At 64.3% G+C, this 21,522-nt stretch carries 17 protein-coding genes; 8 read left to right on the top strand and 9 right to left on the bottom strand.

Annotated elements, in window-relative coordinates:
- The first annotated feature begins 11 nt into the window (after positions 1 to 11).
- Positions 12 to 773: a trimeric intracellular cation channel family protein gene (locus tag ACUY1T_RS13010; RefSeq protein ID WP_446023433.1), complete on the top strand. Its 762-nt coding sequence runs from the start codon at positions 12 to 14 to the stop codon at positions 771 to 773.
- Entirely contained in the window at positions 766 to 1,944 is a 1,179-nt protein-coding gene (locus ACUY1T_RS13005) for a DUF3541 domain-containing protein (RefSeq protein ID WP_446023431.1), read from the top strand. Before ACUY1T_RS13010 ends, ACUY1T_RS13005 begins: the two co-directional genes overlap by 8 nt.
- On the opposite strand, the gene ACUY1T_RS13000 is transcribed toward ACUY1T_RS13005, so the two are convergent.
- The 4 genes from ACUY1T_RS13000 to ACUY1T_RS12985 are packed head-to-tail and all read right to left on the bottom strand — an operon-like array spanning position 1,895 to position 7,161.
- The gene (locus ACUY1T_RS13000; protein ID WP_446023430.1) at positions 1,895 to 2,695 is read right to left on the bottom strand and encodes a PEP-CTERM/exosortase system-associated acyltransferase; all 801 of its coding nucleotides are present in this window, start codon (positions 2,693 to 2,695) and stop codon (positions 1,895 to 1,897) included. The genes ACUY1T_RS13005 and ACUY1T_RS13000 overlap by 50 nt on opposite strands.
- Complete coding sequence (locus ACUY1T_RS12995) at positions 2,676 to 5,513, bottom strand: EAL domain-containing protein (RefSeq protein ID WP_446023428.1); 2,838 nt, start codon at positions 5,511 to 5,513, stop codon at positions 2,676 to 2,678. The genes ACUY1T_RS13000 and ACUY1T_RS12995 overlap by 20 nt, the downstream gene beginning before the upstream one ends.
- 45 nt (positions 5,514 to 5,558) lie before the next feature.
- Positions 5,559 to 6,758, bottom strand: coding sequence for a hypothetical protein (locus ACUY1T_RS12990; RefSeq protein ID WP_446023426.1), 1,200 nt, complete (start codon positions 6,756 to 6,758; stop codon positions 5,559 to 5,561).
- Positions 6,727 to 7,161 (bottom strand): hypothetical protein, encoded by a 435-nt coding sequence (locus ACUY1T_RS12985; RefSeq protein ID WP_446023424.1) that lies wholly within the window; start codon positions 7,159 to 7,161, stop codon positions 6,727 to 6,729. Before ACUY1T_RS12985 ends, ACUY1T_RS12990 begins: the two co-directional genes overlap by 32 nt.
- Positions 7,162 to 7,632: 471 nt before the next feature.
- Here ACUY1T_RS12985 and ACUY1T_RS12980 point away from each other — a divergent pair, with 471 nt between their 5' ends.
- Positions 7,633 to 8,346: a DUF3581 domain-containing protein gene (locus ACUY1T_RS12980; protein WP_446023422.1), complete on the top strand. Its 714-nt coding sequence runs from the start codon at positions 7,633 to 7,635 to the stop codon at positions 8,344 to 8,346.
- Between the two features lie 24 nt (positions 8,347 to 8,370).
- Here ACUY1T_RS12980 and ACUY1T_RS12975 read toward each other — a convergent pair whose 3' ends face one another.
- Complete coding sequence (locus ACUY1T_RS12975) at positions 8,371 to 9,261, bottom strand: universal stress protein (protein WP_446023420.1); 891 nt, start codon at positions 9,259 to 9,261, stop codon at positions 8,371 to 8,373.
- A 52-nt stretch (positions 9,262 to 9,313) separates the two neighbouring features.
- Positions 9,314 to 10,375, bottom strand: coding sequence for an acyltransferase family protein (locus tag ACUY1T_RS12970; RefSeq protein ID WP_446023418.1), 1,062 nt, complete (start codon positions 10,373 to 10,375; stop codon positions 9,314 to 9,316).
- Positions 10,376 to 10,508: 133 nt separating this feature from the next.
- On the opposite strand from ACUY1T_RS12970, the gene ACUY1T_RS12965 reads away from it, so the two are divergent.
- Positions 10,509 to 11,426 carry an alpha/beta hydrolase gene (locus ACUY1T_RS12965; protein ID WP_446023416.1) on the top strand — a complete coding sequence of 306 codons (918 nt, stop codon included), beginning with the start codon at positions 10,509 to 10,511 and terminating at the stop codon, positions 11,424 to 11,426.
- A 97-nt stretch (positions 11,427 to 11,523) separates the two neighbouring features.
- The gene (locus ACUY1T_RS12960; protein WP_446023414.1) at positions 11,524 to 12,756 is read left to right on the top strand and encodes a DUF3422 domain-containing protein; all 1,233 of its coding nucleotides are present in this window, start codon (positions 11,524 to 11,526) and stop codon (positions 12,754 to 12,756) included.
- A 7-nt stretch (positions 12,757 to 12,763) separates the two neighbouring features.
- Here ACUY1T_RS12960 and ACUY1T_RS12955 read toward each other — a convergent pair whose 3' ends face one another.
- Positions 12,764 to 13,927 (bottom strand): MFS transporter, encoded by a 1,164-nt coding sequence (locus ACUY1T_RS12955; protein WP_446023412.1) that lies wholly within the window; start codon positions 13,925 to 13,927, stop codon positions 12,764 to 12,766.
- Positions 13,928 to 14,042: 115 nt separating this feature from the next.
- Here ACUY1T_RS12955 and ACUY1T_RS12950 point away from each other — a divergent pair, with 115 nt between their 5' ends.
- Positions 14,043 to 14,384 carry an antibiotic biosynthesis monooxygenase family protein gene (locus ACUY1T_RS12950; RefSeq protein WP_446023410.1) on the top strand — a complete coding sequence of 114 codons (342 nt, stop codon included), beginning with the start codon at positions 14,043 to 14,045 and terminating at the stop codon, positions 14,382 to 14,384.
- Between the two features lie 32 nt (positions 14,385 to 14,416).
- On the opposite strand, the gene ACUY1T_RS12945 is transcribed toward ACUY1T_RS12950, so the two are convergent.
- The gene (locus tag ACUY1T_RS12945) at positions 14,417 to 18,043 is read right to left on the bottom strand and encodes a S41 family peptidase (protein WP_446023408.1); all 3,627 of its coding nucleotides are present in this window, start codon (positions 18,041 to 18,043) and stop codon (positions 14,417 to 14,419) included.
- A 160-nt stretch (positions 18,044 to 18,203) separates the two neighbouring features.
- On the opposite strand from ACUY1T_RS12945, the gene ACUY1T_RS12940 reads away from it, so the two are divergent.
- On the top strand, positions 18,204 to 19,487 hold the full coding sequence (locus ACUY1T_RS12940) for an acyltransferase family protein (RefSeq protein ID WP_446023406.1): 1,284 nt from the start codon (positions 18,204 to 18,206) through the stop codon (positions 19,485 to 19,487).
- 233 nt (positions 19,488 to 19,720) lie between these two features.
- A complete protein-coding gene (locus tag ACUY1T_RS12935; protein WP_446023404.1) occupies positions 19,721 to 20,143 on the top strand; it encodes a CBS domain-containing protein in 423 nt (140 codons plus the stop codon).
- A gap of 130 nt (positions 20,144 to 20,273) precedes the next feature.
- Here ACUY1T_RS12935 and ACUY1T_RS12930 read toward each other — a convergent pair whose 3' ends face one another.
- Complete coding sequence (locus ACUY1T_RS12930; RefSeq protein ID WP_446023402.1) at positions 20,274 to 21,224, bottom strand: diacylglycerol/lipid kinase family protein; 951 nt, start codon at positions 21,222 to 21,224, stop codon at positions 20,274 to 20,276.
- Between the last annotated feature and the right edge of the window lie 298 nt (positions 21,225 to 21,522).

The following is a 21,522-nucleotide window of genomic DNA, read 5'->3' as shown; positions in this document are numbered from 1 at the left end:
CGGAGGTGGACTTGACGGGGCTGGTGTACTGGCTGGACATGGTGGGCGTGATCGTCTTCGCCCTCTCGGGGGTGATACTCGCCTGCCGCTCGCGTATGGATCCGTTCGGCATGCTGGTGCTGGCGGCGGTCACGGGCATCGGCGGCGGCACCCTGCGCGACCTGGTACTCGGCGTGCGCCCGGTGTTCTGGATCGCTGACCCCACCTACCTGTGGGTGATCTTGGCGACCGTGGGCCTGTCGATCGTTGGCTTCCACTATATCCACCGCCTCTCGCGCGTCTTCCTGCCGGTGGCCGATGCCTTCGGCCTGGCGCTGTTCACGGTGATCGGTGCCCACAAGGCATTGCAGTTGGAGGCGCCCGGGGTGGTGGCGGTGTTGATGGGGCTGTTGACAGGGGTGGCGGGGGGCATGGTGCGCGACGTGCTGGCGCGCCGCGTCCCCATGGTGCTGCGCCAGGAGGTGTATGCCACGGCCTCCATCGCCGGCGGGATCACCTACGTGGGGCTGGGGGCGCTGGACGTGCCGGTCGGGATCGCCATCGGCCTGGCGCTCGCGGTGACGCTGGGCCTGCGCCTGGCGGCCATTAACTGGGGGCTCGCGCTGCCGGTGTTTGCCTGGGTCGTCATTCCTCCGCCGGTCGAGCCGCCGTCGACGGACGGCGACTCCCGGGTCGACGTGGTCGCCGACAACACGGCCGGAAGGAGGGCGGCACGTCCCAAGGTGAGGGTCCGCATGATCTCGCCTCGACAGCGGAGCAGGAAAGATGGCTGAAGGCACCCTGCACCGCCTGTTGGCCGGTCGTTGGCTCATACCGTTCTTGCTGGCGTGGCTGGCAGGCTGCGCGATCGATGCCTCGTCGCCATCGGACGATCATCGGGCCGCAGGTCAGGCGATCCAGGCCGTCTATGAGGCTGCCTTGCCCGAGCTTCCCCGCGACAAGCAGCGCCACTATGCCCAGCGGCTCTATCGCATGAGCGGTGATGCGCGCTATCTCGAATTCCTCGAGGCGCATGGCCGCCTGCTCCTGACCCAGCTCGAGCGTGACATTGCCGGTCTCGAGGAGCCTGGCTATGCGTCGGCTCGTGCATTGGAGATCGTGGCCAACTATCCGCTGCGCTCCGTCAAGCAAAGGGCGCGCAAGGCCATGCTGGCGGAATGGGGCGAGATCGCCTTTGGCCGGCAGCTGCTGTTTCGCCTGATACAGGCGGACTACTATGGCTTGCTGGAAGAGTTGCCGGGGCGTCGACTGGCCTTGGACTACCTGTCGAGCCTGGAATGGCATCGATTCCTGACGGACCCCGAGGTCATGCGTATCTATGCCGCCCAGGTGGCGAACCAGGCCTGGTTCCTGCATCAGCTTGGCATCGTCGATCTGCGTGAGGAGATGATCGAGGCGTTCCGGGTGGTTTATCCCAGGGATGCCGTGGCCGCGATGGGAGAAGCCGACTACCACAACCGGCTGTATGGCATGACCCATATGGTGATCGCCGACAGTCGCTACTATCAGCGCCGGGTGCCGGCCGAACGGCACGCCTGGATCCTCGATGCCTTCAGCGCCGAGATCGAGCGCATTCTCGATCAGGCCACGGAGGACATCCAAGCCGAGGTGGCGCTTGCCTTCCTGCTGACGGGTAACGAAGGGCATCCTGTCGTGGCGCGGATACGCCAGCGCCTGGCCGCGGCCATCGACCCTGCCACAGGCATCATACCTTCGCCGAAAGGCGAGACCGGCCTGGCGCGAGGCGAACATCGCAACGTGCTGGCGGTCATGGTGCTCACCTGGCCGGGACGCTTGCACCCCGGGCCTGACTTGTCTGCAGGAGTGCTGCCGGCCGCAGGTGCGCTGCACCGGCCGCGCGATCATGCCGGCGCGGGGCTGGTCGTGATCCTCGCTAGACGATCTGGGTGGCGTTCGCCATTTGCGGAGCGAGTGTCGATTTGATGTGGCGATAAAGCGGCCGCAGGCTGGACTTGAGATCCCGCTCGGCCTGGTGCTGGTCGATGTAGTACGCCGCCCGGGGGCCACAGTAATCGATGATGTCGCCGACCTGTCGAAACTTCAGCCCCGAGATTTTTAGCAGCCGTGCGAAGCGTGGCTCCATCATCGAGAAGACATGGCGCCTGCCCGAAAGGCCGACGATGGCAGTGGCGGCCAGAAACAGGCTCAGGGTCACCAACGGGGAAGGGGGAGGCAGGCGATTATGTTCGAGTGGCTGCAGATCCTGTTCACGTAGCCCCAGGGCACATTCTCGCGTGCGGCGGAAATCAGGGTGCACGGCGAGGCGCGAGACTTCGCAGAGCGAGCTGCGCTCGAACCGGTCCGGGTGCAGCTGTGGGTCGGTCAGGCCATGGGAGCAACTCTCTTCCAGCGGTAAACGCTGCGGCTGCCCGGCATTGTCGATGGGCAGGACCACCCTGAGACAGCCCGCGTCGCTGCTGCTCGCTCGGTGGTTGAGCAAGCAGAGGATTGAATGCTTGTCGTGGGCATCTTTTTCAAAGGGAAGGTCGGTATCTTCGCCCAGGCGGTACTGGAGTTCCTCGCGGAAGACCTGGTGCCGCAGGGCATAGGCTCGGTAGCGGCTACTCTGGCTGCGAGCAATGATGAAGCGGTATTGCTCGAGGAACTCGCGCACCCGGTCACCCTGGGGCATGTCACGTTCGCTGGAATTCGACTCATGACGTGGTGTCACCATGTGAAACTCCCGGAATGGTCTCTGCCAGAAGTGTGGGACGACCAAGATGGTAGCCCTGGCCGTAAGAGATGCCGTAGGAAGTCAAAAGTGGGATCAGTACCTCCTGATCGACGAACTCGGCGATGGCCAGCTTGCCGAAGCCTGCCGCGATGTCGGCAATGGCCTTGACGATGACTTGGCTGTCTGTGTTCGTGTTCAGGGTTCGAATGAAGGCGCCATCGATCTTGATGAAATCGACGGGCAGCTCGCCGAGGTAGTGGAAGCTGCTGAAGCCGACGCCGAAGTCGTCGAGGGCGGTGCGACAGCCCAGATCGCGCAGGGCCTGGAGTACCCCACGCGCGCTGGAAAAATCGGTGACGGCCGCGGTCTCGGTGATTTCTAGGATCAGGTGGTGTGGATCCGCGCCGGTAGCCGACAGCTCTTCCATGAGAAATTGCTTGAGTCCCTGGTCGTGCAAGGTCTGGCCCGAGAGGTTGACGGCGAGGCTGATGCCCTGGGCCTGAACGCGGCTCAGGGCGCGCAGGCTCTGGCGTAGCACCCAGCGGTCGATCTGCACGATCTGGCCGCTGCGCTCCGCCATGGGAATGAAGTGAGCGGGGGAAATGAGGGCTCCCTTGGGGCCACGCATGCGCAGCAGCACTTCGTAGTGGCGCACATCACCATCGCTCAGGCGAACGATTGGCTGCACCATCAGCTCGAATCCCTCCTCGTCGATCGCCTGTCGAATTCGCTCCACCCAGTAGACCCGCTCCTGCAACTCGTCCTTGGCGCGCTCGAGTGTCGAGAGCAGATGCCAGCGCTGGGAACCGCTCTCCTTCGCCTTGTACATGGCCAGATCGGCGTTGGCCATCAGGTCGGCGGGGTTGTCGCCATGGGTCGGGAACAGGGCGATCCCGAGGCTCGAGGTTGCCCGATGACGCTGGCCGCCGGCATCCAGGCCGGTGCTGTCGAGCAGCGGGGTGATCTGCTTGGCGATAGCGATGGCCTGACGGGTGTCGGCGCCCTCCAGCAGCAGCGCAAATTCATCGCCGCCCAGGCGCGCGATGGTGCCGCAGTGGCCGAATTCCTGAAACAGCGCATCGGCGACCATGCGCAGGAGCTGGTCACCCGTGTGGTGCCCGCTGAGCTCATTGACGTCCTTGAAGTGGTCGAGGTCGAGTAACAGCACTGCACCGCTGCGTCCCCGCCGCATGACGTTGCCCAGGACTTCCTGGAAGTAGCGCCGGTTGTATAGCTCTGTCAACGGATCGCGCTCGGCCAGCCAGGTGAGGCGTGCTTCGGCCAGCTTGCGCTCGGTGATGTCGAGCCCGACCGAGATTCGTGTCGCCCGGGAATCGTTGTGTGAAGCCAGTGGCGCATGGTACCAGGCGATGGTTCGTTGCCGCCCATCCGCCGTCACCAGGCTGCGTTCCTCCTGAGGGATGTTCTCGATGGGATCGTTGCCTTTGCGAGGCGTGAAGACATGATCAAAGGGACGGCCCAGCAGTCGCTCCTCTTGCATGGCCAGGGTCGTGAGGGCGTAATCGTTGACCAGCGTGATGCGTCCCTGATCGTCCTGGGTGACGATGAAGACGCGCGCGGTATCCAGCAGGCTGCCGACGAAATCGCGCTCACGAGCCAATTCGTCCACTCGCTCGGCAAGCTGTAATCCACGGGCAGTGACTTCCCTCTCCAGCCTTTCCAACTGATCGGAGAGCGCCAGCGTCGTACCTTCCAGCACGTCGATCTCGTCTTCGAAACGGCTGTGGGGGGCGGGAATGGCGCTGCGGGTCTCGGCGAAGCCACCGTGGGCCAAGGCCGGAAGGACGCCGGCCAGCCGGCGCAGTCTTGCCATCGGGCGGAGCAGGATGGCAAGTAGCAGTAGCTCGGCCGCCAGCCAGCCGCCGATACCGACCAGCAGCAGGTTGCCGGTGTTCTCCTGGATGGCCCGAATCTGGGCGCTGATATCCGTTGCCATGAGGAAGAAACCGCTACTGCGCCGGTTGTTGTCGGCCTCCATGCGTATCGCGGACAGTTCGTAATCGCGACCGGCATGCTGCAGGCGCAGCGGTGTTTCGAGGATTTCGCTGAGCATGGCCATTCGGGTAGCCTGCTGAAGCATCGGCAGGTAGTGATCCGGGTGCGTCAGTGCGACCAGGTGGCCGCTCCAGTTCGTCAAGTGCCGCTCCGGGGGCACTCCGGTTTCTTGAGACCCGGTGATCAACAGGGCGACGTCGCTGCCGGATACCTGCTGGGCCTGGCGGGTCACGTCCGCCAGCGAGCGCGATAGCATTACTATGCCAACGCTCTCGCCCTCGACCAGGATGGGCACGGCGGCATATTGCCGGCAGTCGTTGGCGCAGCGCAGTGCCGAGAGTGGATACTCGTTTTCCATTACCTGGCGTATCCAATCCTGAATCGGCCGCTCCTGGTCCGCCTGGCCTTCGCCCCACTCGGCCAGTTGCTGACCCTGGGCATCGAATACCAGAATCTCGTCGATACCGGCTTCGAGCTGAAGCGTGGGCCACTGGGATGAGAGCGATCCGATCAGCATCGCCTGTTCGTCATTCGCCAACGCCGGCCCCAGGTCGGGGGACGCGGCCGTCAGCGCCGCTATCTGCTGCAGGCTCGCCTCGGAGCGCTGCAGGGCAAGCTGGATTTCACGTGCTTCCCGCCTATGGCTCTCCTTGCGACCCTCCTCGAACTGACGGGTCAGGTTGGCGTGCCCAAGCCAGGTGAACAGTCCTGCCAGCACCAGCAGCAGCAGGCTGCTCAGGGCAAGCACTCGCCAGGTCAGGCTCAGTCGGGAACGAGGTGCTTGTGGGGAGGAAACGCTCATGCTGGCAATCCCTGGCCGGTTCTTGAAGAGTAGTGTGCTCGTCGATCAGAAGCGCAGTGAGAGTTGAAAAAGCACCATGTTCCAGCGCTGCTGGGTCTCGGCAGGGTCCGGTTCGTCGCGTAACGGCAGCCAGCCGGTACCGTTGACGTGGTGGTATTCGGCGGCCACCAGCACTCGGGGATTGATCCGCCATTGCAGCCCGAGCGTGATGTCATCCGCATAGCGAGCATGGGAGGGCCCACGTCCCTGGGTCTCGTAGGCTTGGCCCGAGCGGTCGTCGCGATCGCTCACCAAGCTGTCGTAGCGAATCAGCCACTGCCAATCGTCGAGGAAGCGCCGTGTATACTGGATGTACCAGCTTTCGCCGGTGACATCGGAACCGGGCAATGGACCGGTATCGGTCGTCGACACCTGGCGCAGGGCATACTCGCCCGTCAATGCCCAGCGCTCCTTGTCGTACTGCAGCGAGAGGATCCAGGGCTGAAAGTTGAGTTCTCCTTCGCTGGGGCCGAGCCCCAGGTCCAGGTTGACGTCCGCGGCGCTGAGAGCGGCCGTGAAACGTCCTCCGGAGTGCTCGTAGCGCAACTGGGCGATGGATGAAGTACTGCCGCTCACGTCCATGCCCAGTTGGGCAGGGTAGAGCTGGCTATCCAGGTCGCGTGTGGTGGGGGTGCCGACCCCACCCGTGAAGCGCAGCGTGCCGTGTTGCATTCGCTCCTCGGCATACAGGCTGACGCCATCGGCGGAAAGACCGAGCGAGCGGGTGCGGTCGAAATAGATCGACTGGGGCAACAGTATACTGGGGCGGGTGAAGGCCACGTCCCGGGTCTGGTTGTAGAAGCCGAAGGGGTTCTTGAAGCGCCCCACCTGGATGCCCAGGGTACGCCGCTGGTCGGAGAGCGGCTGGTAGTCGATCACCCCGTAGTCGAGTGCCGGGCGAGCTTCGCTGCCGTCTCCGCCGGCCCTGCGACTGAGTATCTGGGCAGCCACGAGCACGTCATGGCGCGGCCGGATCGAAGCGTTGGCACCGATCTCGGTGTACTTGAGACTGCCGTCACTGCTGCTGCTGGGTCCGAAGAAATCATTGTGGTCGGTGATGACGAGCGCCTGGCTGAGAAAGCCGTGTACCTGCAAGGTCTCCATGACGCCTTCCGCCACGGCCATGGGAGTCCAGGCGAGAACCAGCGCCAGGAGCACTGGGCGTGAGCGACGGCTACTCCATGGTGATGACTTGGACTCTCTCATCCAGATACTCCCTTTCCAGATACCCAAGGGCGCCAGGTGTGGTGGCGACGCGTTCCAGCATCTCTGACTGGCTGCTGGCCTGGCTTGGTGCCTGTCCCATCCCCGAGAACACCATGCGATCCCAGGCCAACTGCAGTTGATGGGGGTAAACGGTAAGCCGCTCCTTGGCGAAGCGTGCATGGACGGGGTGGGCATTGGGCAATACGAAGACACGCACGGCCTGGCCATCGGGCCAGCTGCGCTGGCGCATGGCAAAGATTGCCCGAGTGGTGTCGCGGGTCAGAGAGGCGTTGGCTACATTCGGGTGGGCGATCAGAACGATCTGCCGCTCCGCTGACTGCACGGACAAGGGCAGCAGTGCCAGCACCAGCGGCAATAGCAGCCAACGTGTCAGTCCAGCCACGCGCCACCTTCCCGAAGGCTTTGCTGCGCTGAACCAGCGCGACCCCGAAAAACGGCTCCCATGCCTGGCTCAACGGCATAGATGGCTGGCCAGGACTTCATGAGCGTATCGATATGTTATCCCCCCGATCCCTGACTGAGCTGGAGCGACCATGCCCGTAGCGTCATGCTCCCTAGTGATTATGTATCGTACTTTAGCCGCTAGGTGTCGTTGTACGATATACGTATATCACAATAATGACGAGGACGGATAAAGGTGCCAATGTCCATGGTGCTGGCCGCCTCCAGCTGGCACAGTAGCATGAATTCAATGGTTTATGTTTCGGTGCGATGAGCAGGCCGGGGCAAGGCCGGGGAGGCGCCGCCGCGGGTGTCGTGTGTGCTCGCCCCGGGCCAAAGTGGCCGCGTCGATGAAAAAAATGGCATTATCGCCAACTCGAGCTATTCCAACCAAGGACAGGCCAGAACACGCATGTTTCTCGACCCTTACCACACGCAAGCGGGTGCGGGCATCCGCATTTCCGCGCAGCAGGCCAGCGATTTCGCCAAACGTGTCGCCGGCGACTTCAACCCCATACACGATGCGGGAGCCCGGCGGTTCTGCGTGCCCGGTGACCTGCTGTTCGCGCTGGTGCTGAGCCGGTTCGGGCTCTCGCGGCACATGGACTTTCGCTTTCGCAGCATGGTGGGCGACGGGACCCTGCTGAGCCTGGAGCAGAATGCAGCAGGACAGGTCGAGGTCAGGGACGAAGAGGGCAAGCAGTACCTGGAAGTGAACCGGGAAGGCGATACTAACCTTGATGTCGCCGCCATCGAAGCCTTCACGCGCTGCTACGTGGCCTTCTCGGGCAAGAACTTTCCCCATGTGCTGAAGCCACTGCTCGAATCTCGGGGCGTGATGTTCAACCCCAAGCGGCCGTTGGTGATCTACGACAGCATGGGCTTTTCCCTGGACAGGCTCGATCTGGCCGCCCCTTCCCTGGAACTGGTCGACTCGAGCCTCGAGGTTACCGGCAAGCGCGGTGACGTCAGGCTCGAGTTTCGCATCACCGACCATGGCGAGCCGGTCGGCAGTGGCTCGAAGAAGCTGGTCGTCAGCGGCCTTAGCGACTACGACGCCGCCGCCATGGACGACATCGTCGCCGAGTTCTATCGCTTGAAGTCGGCTTACGAGGGTGCCAACTGAGACGAGCTCGAGCGGGAGGCGTCGCTACACCACCACGGTGATCGGGCAGTGGGCCAAGTCGATGGCGCGATGGCTGACACTGCCCACCAGCTTCTCGCGCAAGGACCCCATTCCCCTGCGGCCCATGACGATGATCGGGTCGTCTTCCAGCCCATGGGCGAACTCGGTGATCGCTTCCGCGTAGCGCTCGCCCTCCAGCAGGTGGGTCGTGACGCCCGCCGGCACCTCGCCCAGATACTCCAGCGCCTGGCTGAAGACCTGCTCGGATTCGTCCGCTCCATTCTTCTGAGGGGGCTGCACTCCGGCTGGACGGCACAGCAGCAACTCCACCTGGGCCCCGGCGCTGCGGGCAATGTCACCCGCCAGCCTGGCGGCGTGGTCGCTGTGGCGAGAACCGTCGACCGGCAATACCACTCTGCCAATCCGCCTGACATCCCCGGCGGCTGCTTCGGGGTGCACTATCGTGACCGGGCAAGTGGCCTTGTGCACGATCTCGTCGCTGATGCTGCCCTCCACGAACTTGCCAAGGTCGCTCAGGTGACGGGCGCCGACCACCAGCAGGCAGCCTTCGTGTTGGCGTGCGTAATCGACGAGGGTGCGGGCAGGGTGGCGCACAAAGCCGCTCTCTTCCAGCGTGACCTCTTGCGGGGGCGGGTCGAGCGTCGGGTCTAAGGCTTGTCTGGCACTGGCAAAGGCATCCTTGGCCGCCGCCAGCCGTTGAGAGCGGTCGCGATCCTGCTCGGCCTGCCGGTTGGCTGGAACGTCGCTGAGTTCTGCCGGATTGAGAGGCATGACATGCACCAGCCGCAGGGGAGCGTGGAGCAGTTGGGACAGCAGTGCAGCATGGCGAGTGGCGGCGTGTGTCGTGGGCGAGCCATCGACCGGTACGATCACGAGCGAAATGTGATCACTCATGCAAGGTTCCCCCTGATTTCGAGAAGAGAGCTGCCATTTTCAGGCATATAGCCTAGCGTATTTGAGGGGCGGGCGTCTGCCGATCTGCTGGCACATGCAGGGTCTTGCCGAACAGCATGCCGCCCCCGGGGATGCCGTTGGCGACCCGGTTCAGCGTGATGGAGCCGGCCATGCCCACCACGATCAGCAACAGCGAATAGACGAACAGCGAGAAGGGAACGAACTCATGGGCGAAGTCCACCATGGCGAAGAACATGGGGTGGGCCAGATAGATGCCGAACGAGTAGCGATTGACGAACTTGACCAGGGGCGTGGCCCGTACACTCCGCAGCCGGGTGACGGTAAACAGCGTGAACAGGATGAAGAGCGGTACGACCCAGGTTTCCTTGGAGGAGTGCTCCAGCCATCCGAACCAGGTGAACAGGGCGATCGCAACGACATAGGCCAGCAGTAGCTCCGGCCGCGACAGCCACTTGATCCAGGGCACCTCGTGCAGCCGCTGCAAAGCGAGCTGCGGATAATGACGTACTACCAGCATGGCCAGGAAGAACAGGTAGATCCAGCCGAGCGGGGCGATCCATAGCAGGTAGCCTGGCGGGTCGATGGCGAAGTGACGGGTCAGCCCCCAGTAGGCGATACCGATCAGGCTGCCGAGCACGAGCCAGGGGCCGGGGGGTAGCCAGCGCTCCAGGCCGTAGCGGGAATAGAGCCAGTAGAAGGCATAGAACTGCATGGCGATGATCAGGAAATAACCGTGCCAGCCGGCATAGATCAGGTAGTCGACCAAGGTGTCGACGAGGTCGACCGGCACGTCCTCGCGGCGCAGGTTCACGTATTTCGTCAGTGAGTAGATCAAGCCATAGACGACGTAGGGCACCATCACGTACTGCAGGCGCTTGGCCAGGAATCCGGAAGGCGGCCGGTCGCCATAGCGGGCCGAGAACAGGAAGATCGAGATGAAGATGAAGATGGGTGTGCCGAGCACGGTCGGGATACGTGCCAGGTCGATGTAGACGTTGTTGAGGTATTGGTTCAAGCGGTCGAGAAAATGGAAGCCGAACACGGCCAGGCAGCCATAGAAGCGCAGCCAGTATATCTCTTCGATCCGCCTCATGAGCGCCTAGCCTTCCCTGGAGCAAGGAACATCGGTCGTCGTTTCCCTGTCGGACCATGACGAGGCGGAAAAATTCCATTAACACGCTAGCTGTTTTCAGCACGTCTTTTTCCGGCACAGGGAGCCAAGTGCTATGACACTCAAGCGCACCATTGCCGCTCTGCTGGCGGCGTTGTGGTACGGACCGGTGGCCCAGGCCAGCGAGATCACCTTTCACCGCTTCTCTTCGGAAATTCTGGGGCGAGACTACCACTACTCGCTCTATTTACCCGACGGCTATCACGAGACGAACCAGGCCTACCCCATCCTTTACCTGCTGCACGGCTCGTTCGGCAGCGAGCGGGATTGGGTCGAGAGCGGCAATCTCAAGGAGATCGCCGACCGCATGATTCGAAACGGCGTCATACCGCCGACGGTCATCGTCATGCCTGGCAGCGAGAGCTGGTGGATCGACGGTCACAACGAGGCGGCGCGCTCGGCCTTCCTCGATGAGTTCATGTTCTACGTGGAGGAAACCTGGCAAATCGTTCCCCAGCGGGAATGGCGTGCCATTGCCGGGCTTTCCGCGGGGGGCTACGGTACTCTCAATTTCGTGCTCGAACGCCCGGAGCTGTTTGCTGCCGCTGCGGCGCTCAGCCCGGCGAGCTATCACCCGCTGCCACCGAGACACTCCTCGGCGTGGCGGCACCCCGCCTACCTCGATGCAGCGGGTAACTTCGACGAGGCGCTGTGGCAGCGTCGCAACTACACCGCCTATCTCGATGGCTACCTGGAGCGGGAGGAGACCGTGCCACTCTACCTGAGTGCCGGGAACCGTGACGCCTACAATGCCGTGCACTACGCCCGGCTGGTGCGCCAAGCGTTGGCCCCGCACCAGCCAGACCTGGTGGCCATGGAGGTGCTGAACGGCGGGCATACCTGGCGTGTCTGGCGAGCTAGCCTGCCCAATGCCCTGGCCTGGATAGGGCGCTTTCTGCAGGGGCCGGTGCCGCTCGAGACCCTGGCCGAGGACGCCGCCGCGGAAGAGGCATCTATCGCCGCCAGTCCCTGATGCTACCAAAGCGCGTGTGATGACAGTCGAAAGCGGGGTTGGCGCCGCGCCCTGTAGACCTTAGTCTCAAGGCTCGACTCCCTTTCAGGCCCACTAGATGCATCCACAACGTGAACGCTTGCACAACGAACTGCATGCCCGTCCGTCGATCTATTTCTCGGAGCCGGCGCATCTCTACCACTACGCCTTCCTGGCCGATGCCCAGGGTCATGCCGATCTCCTGGCGCGGCTGGGCGAGACGACCGGCCTCGTCTTCGACAGCGAGGTGGTCCAGCAGATCCTCACTCACGAGGGCAAGGTGCTGAAGTGGGAGAGGCACACCGAATTCTCCACCCTGACCCTGATGGTGCCGAAAGCCGGTGACGACGATTCCTGGGCTGCGCCGCCGGCGTGGCTGGCGCAGGTCATCGAGTCTCAGAACGATGCCCTGATCAATGCCACCCTGGTACTGGTGGAGGGCAGCGATACCTGGCGGGGCAGCGCCGAGGCTTACGGTTTCATTGACCCGGCCGGCTCCCAGGTCGGCGGTGGCGACGCCACGGTATGGGGCGACTTTCATCTCGACACGGGAGGCATCAACCGCTTGCTGCTGCTCAATCATGGCCTCAATGCCTTCCGGCTGGGGCGTATGGTGCGTCGTCTGCTGGAGATCGAGACCTACCGCATGATGGCTTCGCTGTCGCTGCCCCTGGCCAAGGAGCTGGCGCTCGAACTCCAGGCGTACGAGGTGGAACTGGGCGAACTCTCCGATCGTAATGCCGAGCAGGAAGAGGCCAACCCCCGGCCGCTGCTGACCGCTCTGTCGCAGCTCTCGGCACGGCTGGAGCGCAGCGGTACCCGGTCGCGCCAGCGCTTCAGCGCGACCGATGCCTACGCGCGCATCGTCTTTTCGCGCATCGAGGAGTTGAGAGAGACGCGGGTCGATCATTGCCCGCGCCTTGGCACCTTCATCCTGCGGCGCTTTCGTCCCACGGTGCACTACTGTGCCGCCATTCACCGGCGCCAGGAGAGCCTGGCCGAGAGTGCCGCCCGGCTGAACGACCTGTTGCGCACCCGCGCCCAGGTGGAGATCGAGGAGCAGAACTCGAGCATCCTCAACAGCCTCAACGAGCGGGCCAGCAGCCAGCTGAAGATCCAGAAGGCCGTGGAAGGGCTCTCGATCATCGTCATCAGCTACTACATCTTCAGCCTGTTCAAGCTGGGCCTGGAGAGCCTGGAGGCGCTGGGTGTCGCGGTCCCGCCCCACACCGCGGCGACCATCCTCGGGCCGCTTGGCGTGTTGATCGTTGGCCTGCTGGCCTGGCGAATCTGGCGGGTAAAGCGGCACTGAGAGGAGATCAACGACCGGTGCTGTGCCTCACCCTGGCGCGGAGGACAACGAGCCCCAGCATCAACAGACCGACCAGGGCGGCCAGCAGCAAAGGAAAGGCATTCGTACCGGCGCGTTCCAGCAGCGGGCCGGTCAGGGATGGCAGCGCCATGCCGCCGAGCCCGCAGGCCAGGAAGATCCAGCCGGTGGTGCGCCCGCTGATGGGCATCAGCTGATTGCTCAACCCGAACAGGGTGGGGAAGATGGCCGATGCCGCGAGGCCGAAGAGCAGGGCCACCAGCGGCAACGGCAACCACAGGAAGTGCAGCGCCAGGGCGCTGAAGAGGCCCAGCCCGAGGCAGCCGCGCAGCACCTTCCAGGGCGACAGCAGGCGAACCAGTGGGATGGCCAGCAGGCGCCCGGCCGACAGCGTCAGCCAGAACAATGTCACCAGCAGGGCAGCATCCCCCGGCGCGTGGCCGCTGAGGACGCCGTAGGCGGTTATCCAGCCGGCGAAAGTGACCTCCATGCCGACGTAGAGGCCGAACATCAGCAGGAAGATCGCCAGTCGCCAGCCATCCTGGGGCGGTGGGGCGGCGCGTTCGCCAACGCTGATGTCGGGCGGGCGCGGGCTCGCCAGGCGCAAGATCGGGATCAGCAGAACCGCAACATAGAGGGCGACGAGCCAGAACGCCCAGGCGAAGGAGAGCTGCAGGCGCAGCACCGCCACCAGGGCCAGCGGTACCAGCATGTTGCCCAGCCCGAAGCAGAAATGCAGCGCGCTGATCCAGGGCGGCGACGCTGTGCCGTGGGTCCACAGCAGCAGGGTGTTGGCGCCGGCATTGACCGATACCTCGGCCAGGCCGAGCAGGAACATCACGGCGGTGAGCACTGCCAGCGCTTGGCTGAACGGTACCGCGGCGAGCCCGACGGCCAATAGCAGCAGCATTGCCGCCAGTACCCGGTGTCCATCGAAACGATCGATCAGCACGCCGGACAGCACCGAGCCCAGCATGGTGCCAAGGGCACGAGCAGTGAACAGGATGGCGATCTGGCCCATGCCGGATCCCGTCATGTCGGCAAGGTGTGGCAGCGCCGGACCGAGCAGACCGACACACATGCCAATGGCGATGAAGGTGACGAAATAGGTCAGGGTGACCCGGCTACCGTGATCGTTCGTCAGCGACGGCATGCATTCTCCCAGGGTTGAGGAAAGAGGCGAGCAGTATGTGTGCGCGCTTATACTCTCCGAGAATGGCGTTAGGGGAAATACCGTAGAAAACCAAGAACGCAACCAGAGAGGCTTTATGTCGCGCATAGCGAACACCCCGGAGCCGCCCTACTACGCGGTCATCTTCACCTCGCTGCGCACCGCGGGCGATAACGGTTATGGGCTGATGGCCGAGCGCATGGCCGAATTGGCTGCCCAGCAGCCGGGTTTTCTCGGGCTGGAATCGGCACGCGAGGAACTTGGCGTGACGGTTTCCTACTGGGAGAGCCTGGAGGCGATCAAGCAGTGGAAGCAGCACGTGGAACACCGCGAAGCGCAGCGCCTCGGGCGCAACGACTGGTATGCCGCCTTCCAGGTACGCATCGCCAAGGTCGAACGCGACTACGCCTTCGGCGATCGCAGCGACTTCGAGGACTGAACCGCCCCGGCATCCGAGGTGCCGGGGCGGGCCTACTCCTCGCCATCGATGCGTTCGAGCAGGTCGGCCACCGCCTGTTCGAGCTGGGGGTCGCGTCCGGCCACCTCGTCCTGCGGTGTCTGTTCGACCAGCAGGTCCGGCATGGCGCCGTTGTGCTCCATGTCGGTGCCGTTCGGCAGGTACCAGCCGCGGAAGGGGCGTCGCACGGTGGCACCGTCGATCAGGGTGTGGCTGTTGGTGGAGATCACCCCGCCGTAGGTCTGCTGGCCGACCAGCGTGCCGCGACCGAGCGTGGTGAAGGCGTGCGCCAGGATCTCCGCATTGGAGTAGCTCTTCTCGTTGGCCAGCATGTTGATCGGCAGCGTATAGCGCGGCGCATCGAGGCGATCCTGCGGGTAGTGGCCGGTCTCGTCGCGGTCGGCGCCTGCCGGGATCGTATAGGCATGCTCGCCGGCCATGATCGAGGTCAGTATGCGATCCGTGGTGTTGCCGCCGCCGTTGTTGCGCACGTCGATGATCAGGCCGTCCTTGTCGGCCGCCGCGGCATAGAGGTCGCCCTGGAAACCCTCCAGCGAAGTCTGGTTCATGGCCTGGATGTGCAGGTAGCCGAGCCGTCCGTTCGATAGCTCGTCGACGCGGCGCCGACTCTCCTCGCGGAAGGCGTCGTACTTGAGCCGGGCCAGTTCGGCAAGGCCGATCGTGCGCAGCATGGTGCGGTATTCGGTGTAGCCGTCATCGCCCGGGCGGTCGAAGGTGACGATCACCTCCTGATCCACCTGGCCGCTCAGTCGCTGAAGCAGCGTCTCGTTCTCCTCGAAGGGCTGCAAGCCGAGCGCGGTAATGATATCGCCCTGGGCCAGCGGCATGGGGCCGCGGCTGGCCGGCCCCTCAGGTATCACCGCGGTGACGCGATAGCCGATGCGGCCGTCCTGCTGCGAGACGATGCGCTCGTATTCGATGCCCAGCCGGCCCGAGGATTCGCGCAGGGCCGACACCGGACCGGGGTTGGATACCCCCATGTGCGATGCCGCCAGCTCGCCCATCAGACGGTTGGCGATATCGCTGAATTCGCTGGACGTGCGTGCGCGGCGAATCAGTGCAGCGTACTCCTCTACCACGGCGGGCCAGTCCAAGCCCTTCAGGTCGGTGCGGTAGAAGTTCTCGCCGATGACCCGGGCCGCCTCGTGGAATTTCTGCAGCGCCTGCCGGCGCAGGTCGATGCGCAGCCGATCGGAGATGTCCAGGTAGCGGGGAGAGCCGCCGCCGGAGAGGCTGGCGACCCCAACCCGGCCATTGACGATGTAGACGACCTGCTCGCCGGTGATATTGAGATGCTGAACGTTGGCCGTGGGGGCGATGCGGGTACGGTTGCTGCCGTCCCAGTTCATCACCACGAGCCCTTCGCTGCCGGCATTGAAGACGTAGCGGTCGCCCCCGGGGGTCATCTCGTTGGCCGTCTGATGGGACGGCGAGGCGGTGATGCGCTCGACGCGACGCCAGGCGTCTTCCAGCTCGAGTTCCGCCTCTTCCCGTGCTGCCGTTGGCTCCTCGGCCTCGTCATCCACCGGCAACGGTGAGCTGCCCAGTGCCTCGTCCCGGGCGTTGCGGTAATAGGTGCTGAGTTCACGCGGTGTGTAGGCTTCGATGTCGCGGTCCAGGTAGACCCGGTAGAGGTCGTAGTTCTCGCCGGAGCGGTTGGAAATGAAGGTCAGCTTGCGACCGTCCGCCGACCAGCGCGGGTTGAGGTCGTTGCGTGGATGACGGGTGATGTTGACCGGCTTCGCCGAGCCATCCGCCGGTACCACGAAGATATTCGCGCTGTAGTCGAGGTCGTTCTGGGAGTAGGCGATGTAGCGGCTGTCGGGAGACCAGCGCCACTGCATGAAGCTGTCCCAGCCTTCGACCAGGGTGCGCTCCTCGCCGCTCTCGAGATCGAGGATCACCAGATCGCCGCGTCCGCGACGGAAGGCCAGGGAGCGTCCGTCCGGTGAAGGCGACACCCCGCGGTCGTTGGTCGCCTCGGCGACCACCGGGGTGACCTCGAACTGGATCGCATCGTGCCAGCGGGTCGGGTCGCGGTCGGCGGGAACATCGTCAGGCAGCTCCTCTTCCAGCTCCTCTTCGGGGATGCTCTCGACCTCCACCTGGGGCTCCTGGGGAGGTGGCGGCACGTCGGTGGGGTCGCCGGGCTGCGGGATCAGGACGGGATCCAGAATGAAGCCGGGGTCCTGCGGCGCGAAGGGATCCTCCGGCTCCTCGCCACGCACCGCCAGGTCGGGGTCGTAGTCCGCTTCAGGCTCTTCCGTGTTGTCGGGAGCGGCGCTGGGGGCCTGCGAGACCAGTGAGACGGTGGGGGCGCCGTCCCAGTGACGGGGCGAGACCCGCCCCCGCGCCCGCTGACGCTCGTGGCTGCGACGCACCTCGTCCCGGGTCAGTATCACGCGTGCCTCGTAGATCGACTCGCTGCCGTCGGCATCGTTGACGAAATAGAGCCGCAGGCCATCGGGCGACCAGGCCAGGCTGCGGTGGCGGGCGTGGGAGCCCGGCGTCACCAGCAGCGTCGGGCTCTGCTCGTCCACGTGGCGCACGTAGACGCGACCATAGGCGATGTAGGCCATGGTCTGGCCGTCCGGGCTCAATGCCGCCTCGCTGACGTCGCGGTCGATACGCCGCAGGGAATGGTTGTCGCGGCCATCGTCGGGCGCGCGCAGGGCGATGGGCTTGGGTTCGGCGTCCGGCGCCGCCAGGTCGAGGGTCATCAGGGTATCCCAGATCTGCAGCACGGCGGTGTTGCCATCCCGGGAGACATCGAAATGCTGCAGATCATGCTCGTCGAACTGGGTGAGCCGTTCGATGGTGCGCTCGGCGTCGAGCTCCATGCGGTAGAGGTTGACCGTCTGGTCCTCGCGGTCGGACATGAACAGCAGGGTGTCCTCGTCGACCCAGCGGGCCATGCCGTCGTCGCCGTCACGCTCGGTCAGCGGCTCGAAACGATCGGTGCCGCGTTCGTGTAGCCAGACGTTCATGGCATCCGGGCCGCGGTAGTGGCGCCGGTTCCAGTCGTGATAGGCGCCGCCGCGGGTAAAGACGACGCGCTGGCCGTCGGGCGAGAGCTGCGGCTCGGAACCGAAGGCATCGTGCAGGCGGGTGTACTCCCCGCCTTCCGGAGAGAGCAGGTAGGGACGCTGGTCGCGGTACACGTCGGCCTCGAGCATGCCTGAGAACGCAATCACCGGCTCGCCGTCCTCGTCGCGGCCAAAGGATGGGTTGCGCAGGTGCTGGTCGCCGTGGGTGAGCTGGGCAAGCTGGCTACCGTCGCGGCGCATTCGCCATAGGTTGAGATAGCCGTCACGCATCGAGGCGAACACGATCCACTCCCCGTCGGGGCTCCAACTGGAGTGCAGGTCGTCGAGATCGTGACGGGTCAGGCGTACCGCTTCGCCGCCGTCGGTCGAGGCGCGCCACAGGTCACCGCGCCAGCTGAAGATGAGTTCCGAACCGTCCGGGCTGATGGAGGGGAAGCGCGGTAGGCCGACCTGCCCGGACTGCGCTTTCACCGCCGCTGAAAAGCTGGCGAGCAGGCCTCCCACGAGCGCCAGCACGGAGAGTCTGCGCACCGCCTTGGAGAGCGGCGCGCGAATATTGCGGGGACCTTGCATTCTCGAGCCTATCCTTTGCCGATGCCATGCTTTCCCAACGTAGCAACGATTGCGCGGCTCTTCGAATGCGAATCGGTCAATTTTGGCTCGCCCAGCCAGCCTGGGCTAGGCTGCTGGCTGAAAGCGGGTGTGTCATCATCCGTTCAGGGAAGGAGAGATCATGAGCAGCGCACGCGACCCGTATCCCGATGCGTTGCGCGCCATCGCACTGTTGATCGTGGTGCTCGGGCACTGGGTCGCCACGTTGCCGCGAATCGAGAATGGCATACTGGTGGAGACCGGGCACATTCTCAATGCCTGGGCGCCGGCAGGGTATTTCACCTGGGGCGTTCAGGTCGTGCCGCTGTTCATCTTCGTCTCCGCTGCCGTCAGCTCGGAAGGGGTGTGGGAGCGCTATCGGGCCGGCGAGCCTCATGCACACTGGTGGGCGGAGCGTGCCCTGGGCCTGGCCCGGCCCACCGTGACCTACCTGGCCGTGCTGGCCGTCTTCGTGGGGATCGCCTTCTTCACTCGCGAAGGCGTGCTGGGGCCCCTCAACCACTCGTTGACCGTACATCTCTGGTTCCTGCTGGCTCTGCTCGGGGTACAGCTCATGCTGCCCCTCTGCGTCTGGGCCGACCGGCGCTTCGGCCTGTGGACGGCGGCGATGCTGATCGTGGGCATCGCCGCGGTAGACCTGCTGCGCTCGCGTCCCGCGTCGGTCGACGAGTGGCTCCAGCTGGGTTCTCTGGTCGTTGATCGTCACGACTATTTCGCCTGGATCAATACGCTGTTCTTCTGGCTGCTCCCCCAGCAGCTCGGCATCGCCTGGTGGAACGGTCGCTTCGCCGGGCGGCACACGGGGATCGTGCTGATGCTTTTCGGCCTGGCCTGGCTGATCTCGGCGGTAGCCTTGGGCTATCCCCCTTCGATGGTCAATGGCAACCCCGGAGGGGCAACCAACGTCTTGCCGCCGACCCTGGCCCTGCTTGGCGTGATGTGGTTCCAGGTCGGGCTGGTCGTGCTGTTCGAAACGCCGGTGCGTACCTTCCTGCGGCGCCAGCACTTGGGCCGCTGGATGGCGATGTTCGGAGCATTCGGGCTGCAGCTCTATCTCTGGCACAAGCTTGCCGAACTGCCAGCGACCTGGCTGGGGGAACGGCTGGATTGGCCGATCGATGCAGGCCTGCCGGGCGAGCCGGGGTTCTGGATCGGTCGCCTGGAATGGATTGGGCTGTGTGCCCTGATGGTGGTACCGGTAATGCTCGCGGTGGTGGCCTTCGAGCGCTATCGCAAGCAGCACGTCGCCGCGGCGGAGCGGCCGGGCCGAATCGTGGCTGGCGGTCTGGCGTTATTCGCCGGCCTGGCCGTCAGCCTGGTGTTGGGGGCCCGTCCCGGGGCGCTGGTCGGCCTGCTGCTGGTGGCCGTGGCTTCCTGGCTGCTGCGATCCCCCCGCCAGGCCTGATTCGGCCAGTCAGTGACATCGACCGCGATCATGTCCCGCCAGCCTGCCCGGTGGTGGAGGTTCGCTCCCCACGGCTCGCGTTTTACTTCAGGAGAAACCTCCCTTAACCAATGGCAATAAACAAAGACAGAGTTAGTTTTGATACGGGCAATGCCAGGAACTATTTTTTAGGTACATCCAGCAGGAAGCAGCGCGGTTTCGACCGTGCGACAGGTAAGAAAGGAGGTGTGATCATGCAAGTACGTGAAGTAATGACCAAGCGTCCCGACTATTGCCCAGCCGACGCTACCATTCGCCAGGTTGCCGAGCGCATGCGCAAGGATGATTCCGGGTTCGAGCCGCTGGTTCAAAACGACCGGATCATCGGCACCGTCACCGACCGCGATCTGACGATTCGCGCCCTCGCCGAGGGCAAGAGCCCAGACGACAAGGCAAGCTCCGTCGCGACTACCGATGTGCTGTACGCCTTCGAGGATCAGGACGTGAAGGATGTGCTGCGCAACATGCAGGAACAACGGGTGCAGCGTCTGGTGGTGCTCAACAACCAGAACGACAAGAGCTTTGTCGGTGTGGTGACGCTCAGCGACATTGCCGATCGCTGTGAGGATGACGAAATAGCCCGCGAGATCGCCAACTGCAGCAAGCATTATCACTGAGCGCGTATTCATCGGAAGCGCATTATCGCAGAGTGCCACTCTTGCAGCGTGTCATTGGAACGATGGGCGCTCCTCCGCACAGGGCATTGCCGCGGCAATGCCCTGTTCTCGTGCTTGGGCCATCGAAACGTCAGAGCGGCCCGGGGCTTGGCCGCACCATCGGGGGCGCATCGGTGGGCGTGTCGCGCACCGTCTCCGGCGACGAAGGCTGGGCCGAGACGAGCCGTTCGCACAGCACTTCGAGTACGCCGCATCGCGTGAAGGCGGAGACGTTGGCCATGCGGCCCAGATTCTCGCCATCCGCGGTCAGGGTATGGGGATGGCGCAACTGAATATGGCACTGGGGCGCCTGGAGGTGCACCACGGTGTCGTCGCGTTGGGGCGTACGCCGTAGCAGGCGGACCATGATGAAGGCGACCAACAGGCGCGGCCAGGAGCTTTGGCGCACCGCCACCACGTCCAGCAGGCCATCATCGATCCGGGCTTCGGCGATATCATGGCCGCCGCCGAAGTAAGCGCCTGAGGCAATGGCAATGGTGAGCCAGCGTCCCTCGGCAACCTGGTCGCCGCACTCTATGCGGCCTTGGATACCTCTCTGCAGGCCGATCCGTTGCGCCAGGGTGAGTAGATAGCTGAAGCGGCCCAATCGCCGCTTCTGTGCTTGCGAGGCATCCCGGGCGGGAAGGGTGCCAAGCCCGATATGGGCGACATTGAGGAACAAGTGGCCGTTGAGCCAGGCGGCGTCGACCTCCACACTCTGGCCCGACCGCACCAGGCGACACAGTGCGGCAGGATCCTCCGGCAAGCCCAGGTTGCGGGCAAAGTCGTTCGCCGTGCCTGAGGGTAATACCCCAAGGACGGCATTACGCTCGATGCAGACGGAGGCTACCCGGTTGACCGAGCCGTCGCCCCCGGCTGCCAGGACCCGGTCACCCGGCGCCACTGCGTGCTCCCACGCGGTATCTGCGAGCACGCGAACATGTACCTCATCGATGCCCGCTGCCTGGAGGTGCTCGCGCCAATAGTTCTCGCCTCGGCGGCCATCGCCGGCGGCCTCGTTGACGATCAGCCAGTAGTTCATCGGTGTCTCCTTCACCTCGGTCCACTCCTGGCTGTAAGAATAGCGAGCTATCATTGGCTGCGCCTTAGCCTGGGTGATGCCTGTTCGCCGAAAGAACACCCACTCGGAGCCCTTCAAAACAGAAAAAAATCCACGGGCTCAACGGTATGCAGCCCCGGGCAGGGCATGATTCAATCTGCCCCATATCGACACGCCGGACAGGCTGCCCCACCTCATTCGTTTTCCCCGTTCCACCACGACACCCGGTCGGCGCCAACAGCGTGCTGGCTTATCGGCATGTCGTTGCCTGGAAACGCCG

The sequence above is a fragment of the Billgrantia sp. Q4P2 genome (genome assembly GCF_052806135.1).
The sequence above is the reverse complement of the archived record's forward strand: the minus strand, read 5'-3'. Positions and strand labels throughout refer to the sequence as shown.

Bases quoted from the DNA above. Each gene is read 5' to 3' on its own strand.
- ACUY1T_RS12970 (WP_446023418.1), bottom strand. From the start codon at position 10,375: ATGAGGCGGATCGAAGAGATATACTGGCTGCGCTTCTATGGCTGCCTG.
- ACUY1T_RS12990 (WP_446023426.1), bottom strand. From the start codon at position 6,758: ATGAGAGAGTCCAAGTCATCACCATGGAGTAGCCGTCGCTCACGCCCA.
- ACUY1T_RS12955 (WP_446023412.1), bottom strand. From the start codon at position 13,927: ATGCCGTCGCTGACGAACGATCACGGTAGCCGGGTCACCCTGACCTAT.
- ACUY1T_RS13005 (WP_446023431.1), top strand. From the start codon at position 766: ATGGCTGAAGGCACCCTGCACCGCCTGTTGGCCGGTCGTTGGCTCATA.
- ACUY1T_RS12980 (WP_446023422.1), top strand. From the start codon at position 7,633: ATGTTTCTCGACCCTTACCACACGCAAGCGGGTGCGGGCATCCGCATT.
- ACUY1T_RS12935 (WP_446023404.1), top strand. From the start codon at position 19,721: ATGCAAGTACGTGAAGTAATGACCAAGCGTCCCGACTATTGCCCAGCC.
- ACUY1T_RS13000 (WP_446023430.1), bottom strand. From the start codon at position 2,695: ATGGTGACACCACGTCATGAGTCGAATTCCAGCGAACGTGACATGCCC.
- ACUY1T_RS12945 (WP_446023408.1), bottom strand. From the start codon at position 18,043: ATGCAAGGTCCCCGCAATATTCGCGCGCCGCTCTCCAAGGCGGTGCGC.
- ACUY1T_RS12975 (WP_446023420.1), bottom strand. From the start codon at position 9,261: ATGAGTGATCACATTTCGCTCGTGATCGTACCGGTCGATGGCTCGCCC.
- ACUY1T_RS12930 (WP_446023402.1), bottom strand. From the start codon at position 21,224: ATGAACTACTGGCTGATCGTCAACGAGGCCGCCGGCGATGGCCGCCGA.
- ACUY1T_RS12960 (WP_446023414.1), top strand. From the start codon at position 11,524: ATGCATCCACAACGTGAACGCTTGCACAACGAACTGCATGCCCGTCCG.
- ACUY1T_RS12940 (WP_446023406.1), top strand. From the start codon at position 18,204: ATGAGCAGCGCACGCGACCCGTATCCCGATGCGTTGCGCGCCATCGCA.
- ACUY1T_RS12950 (WP_446023410.1), top strand. From the start codon at position 14,043: ATGTCGCGCATAGCGAACACCCCGGAGCCGCCCTACTACGCGGTCATC.
- ACUY1T_RS12965 (WP_446023416.1), top strand. From the start codon at position 10,509: ATGACACTCAAGCGCACCATTGCCGCTCTGCTGGCGGCGTTGTGGTAC.
- ACUY1T_RS12995 (WP_446023428.1), bottom strand. From the start codon at position 5,513: ATGAGCGTTTCCTCCCCACAAGCACCTCGTTCCCGACTGAGCCTGACC.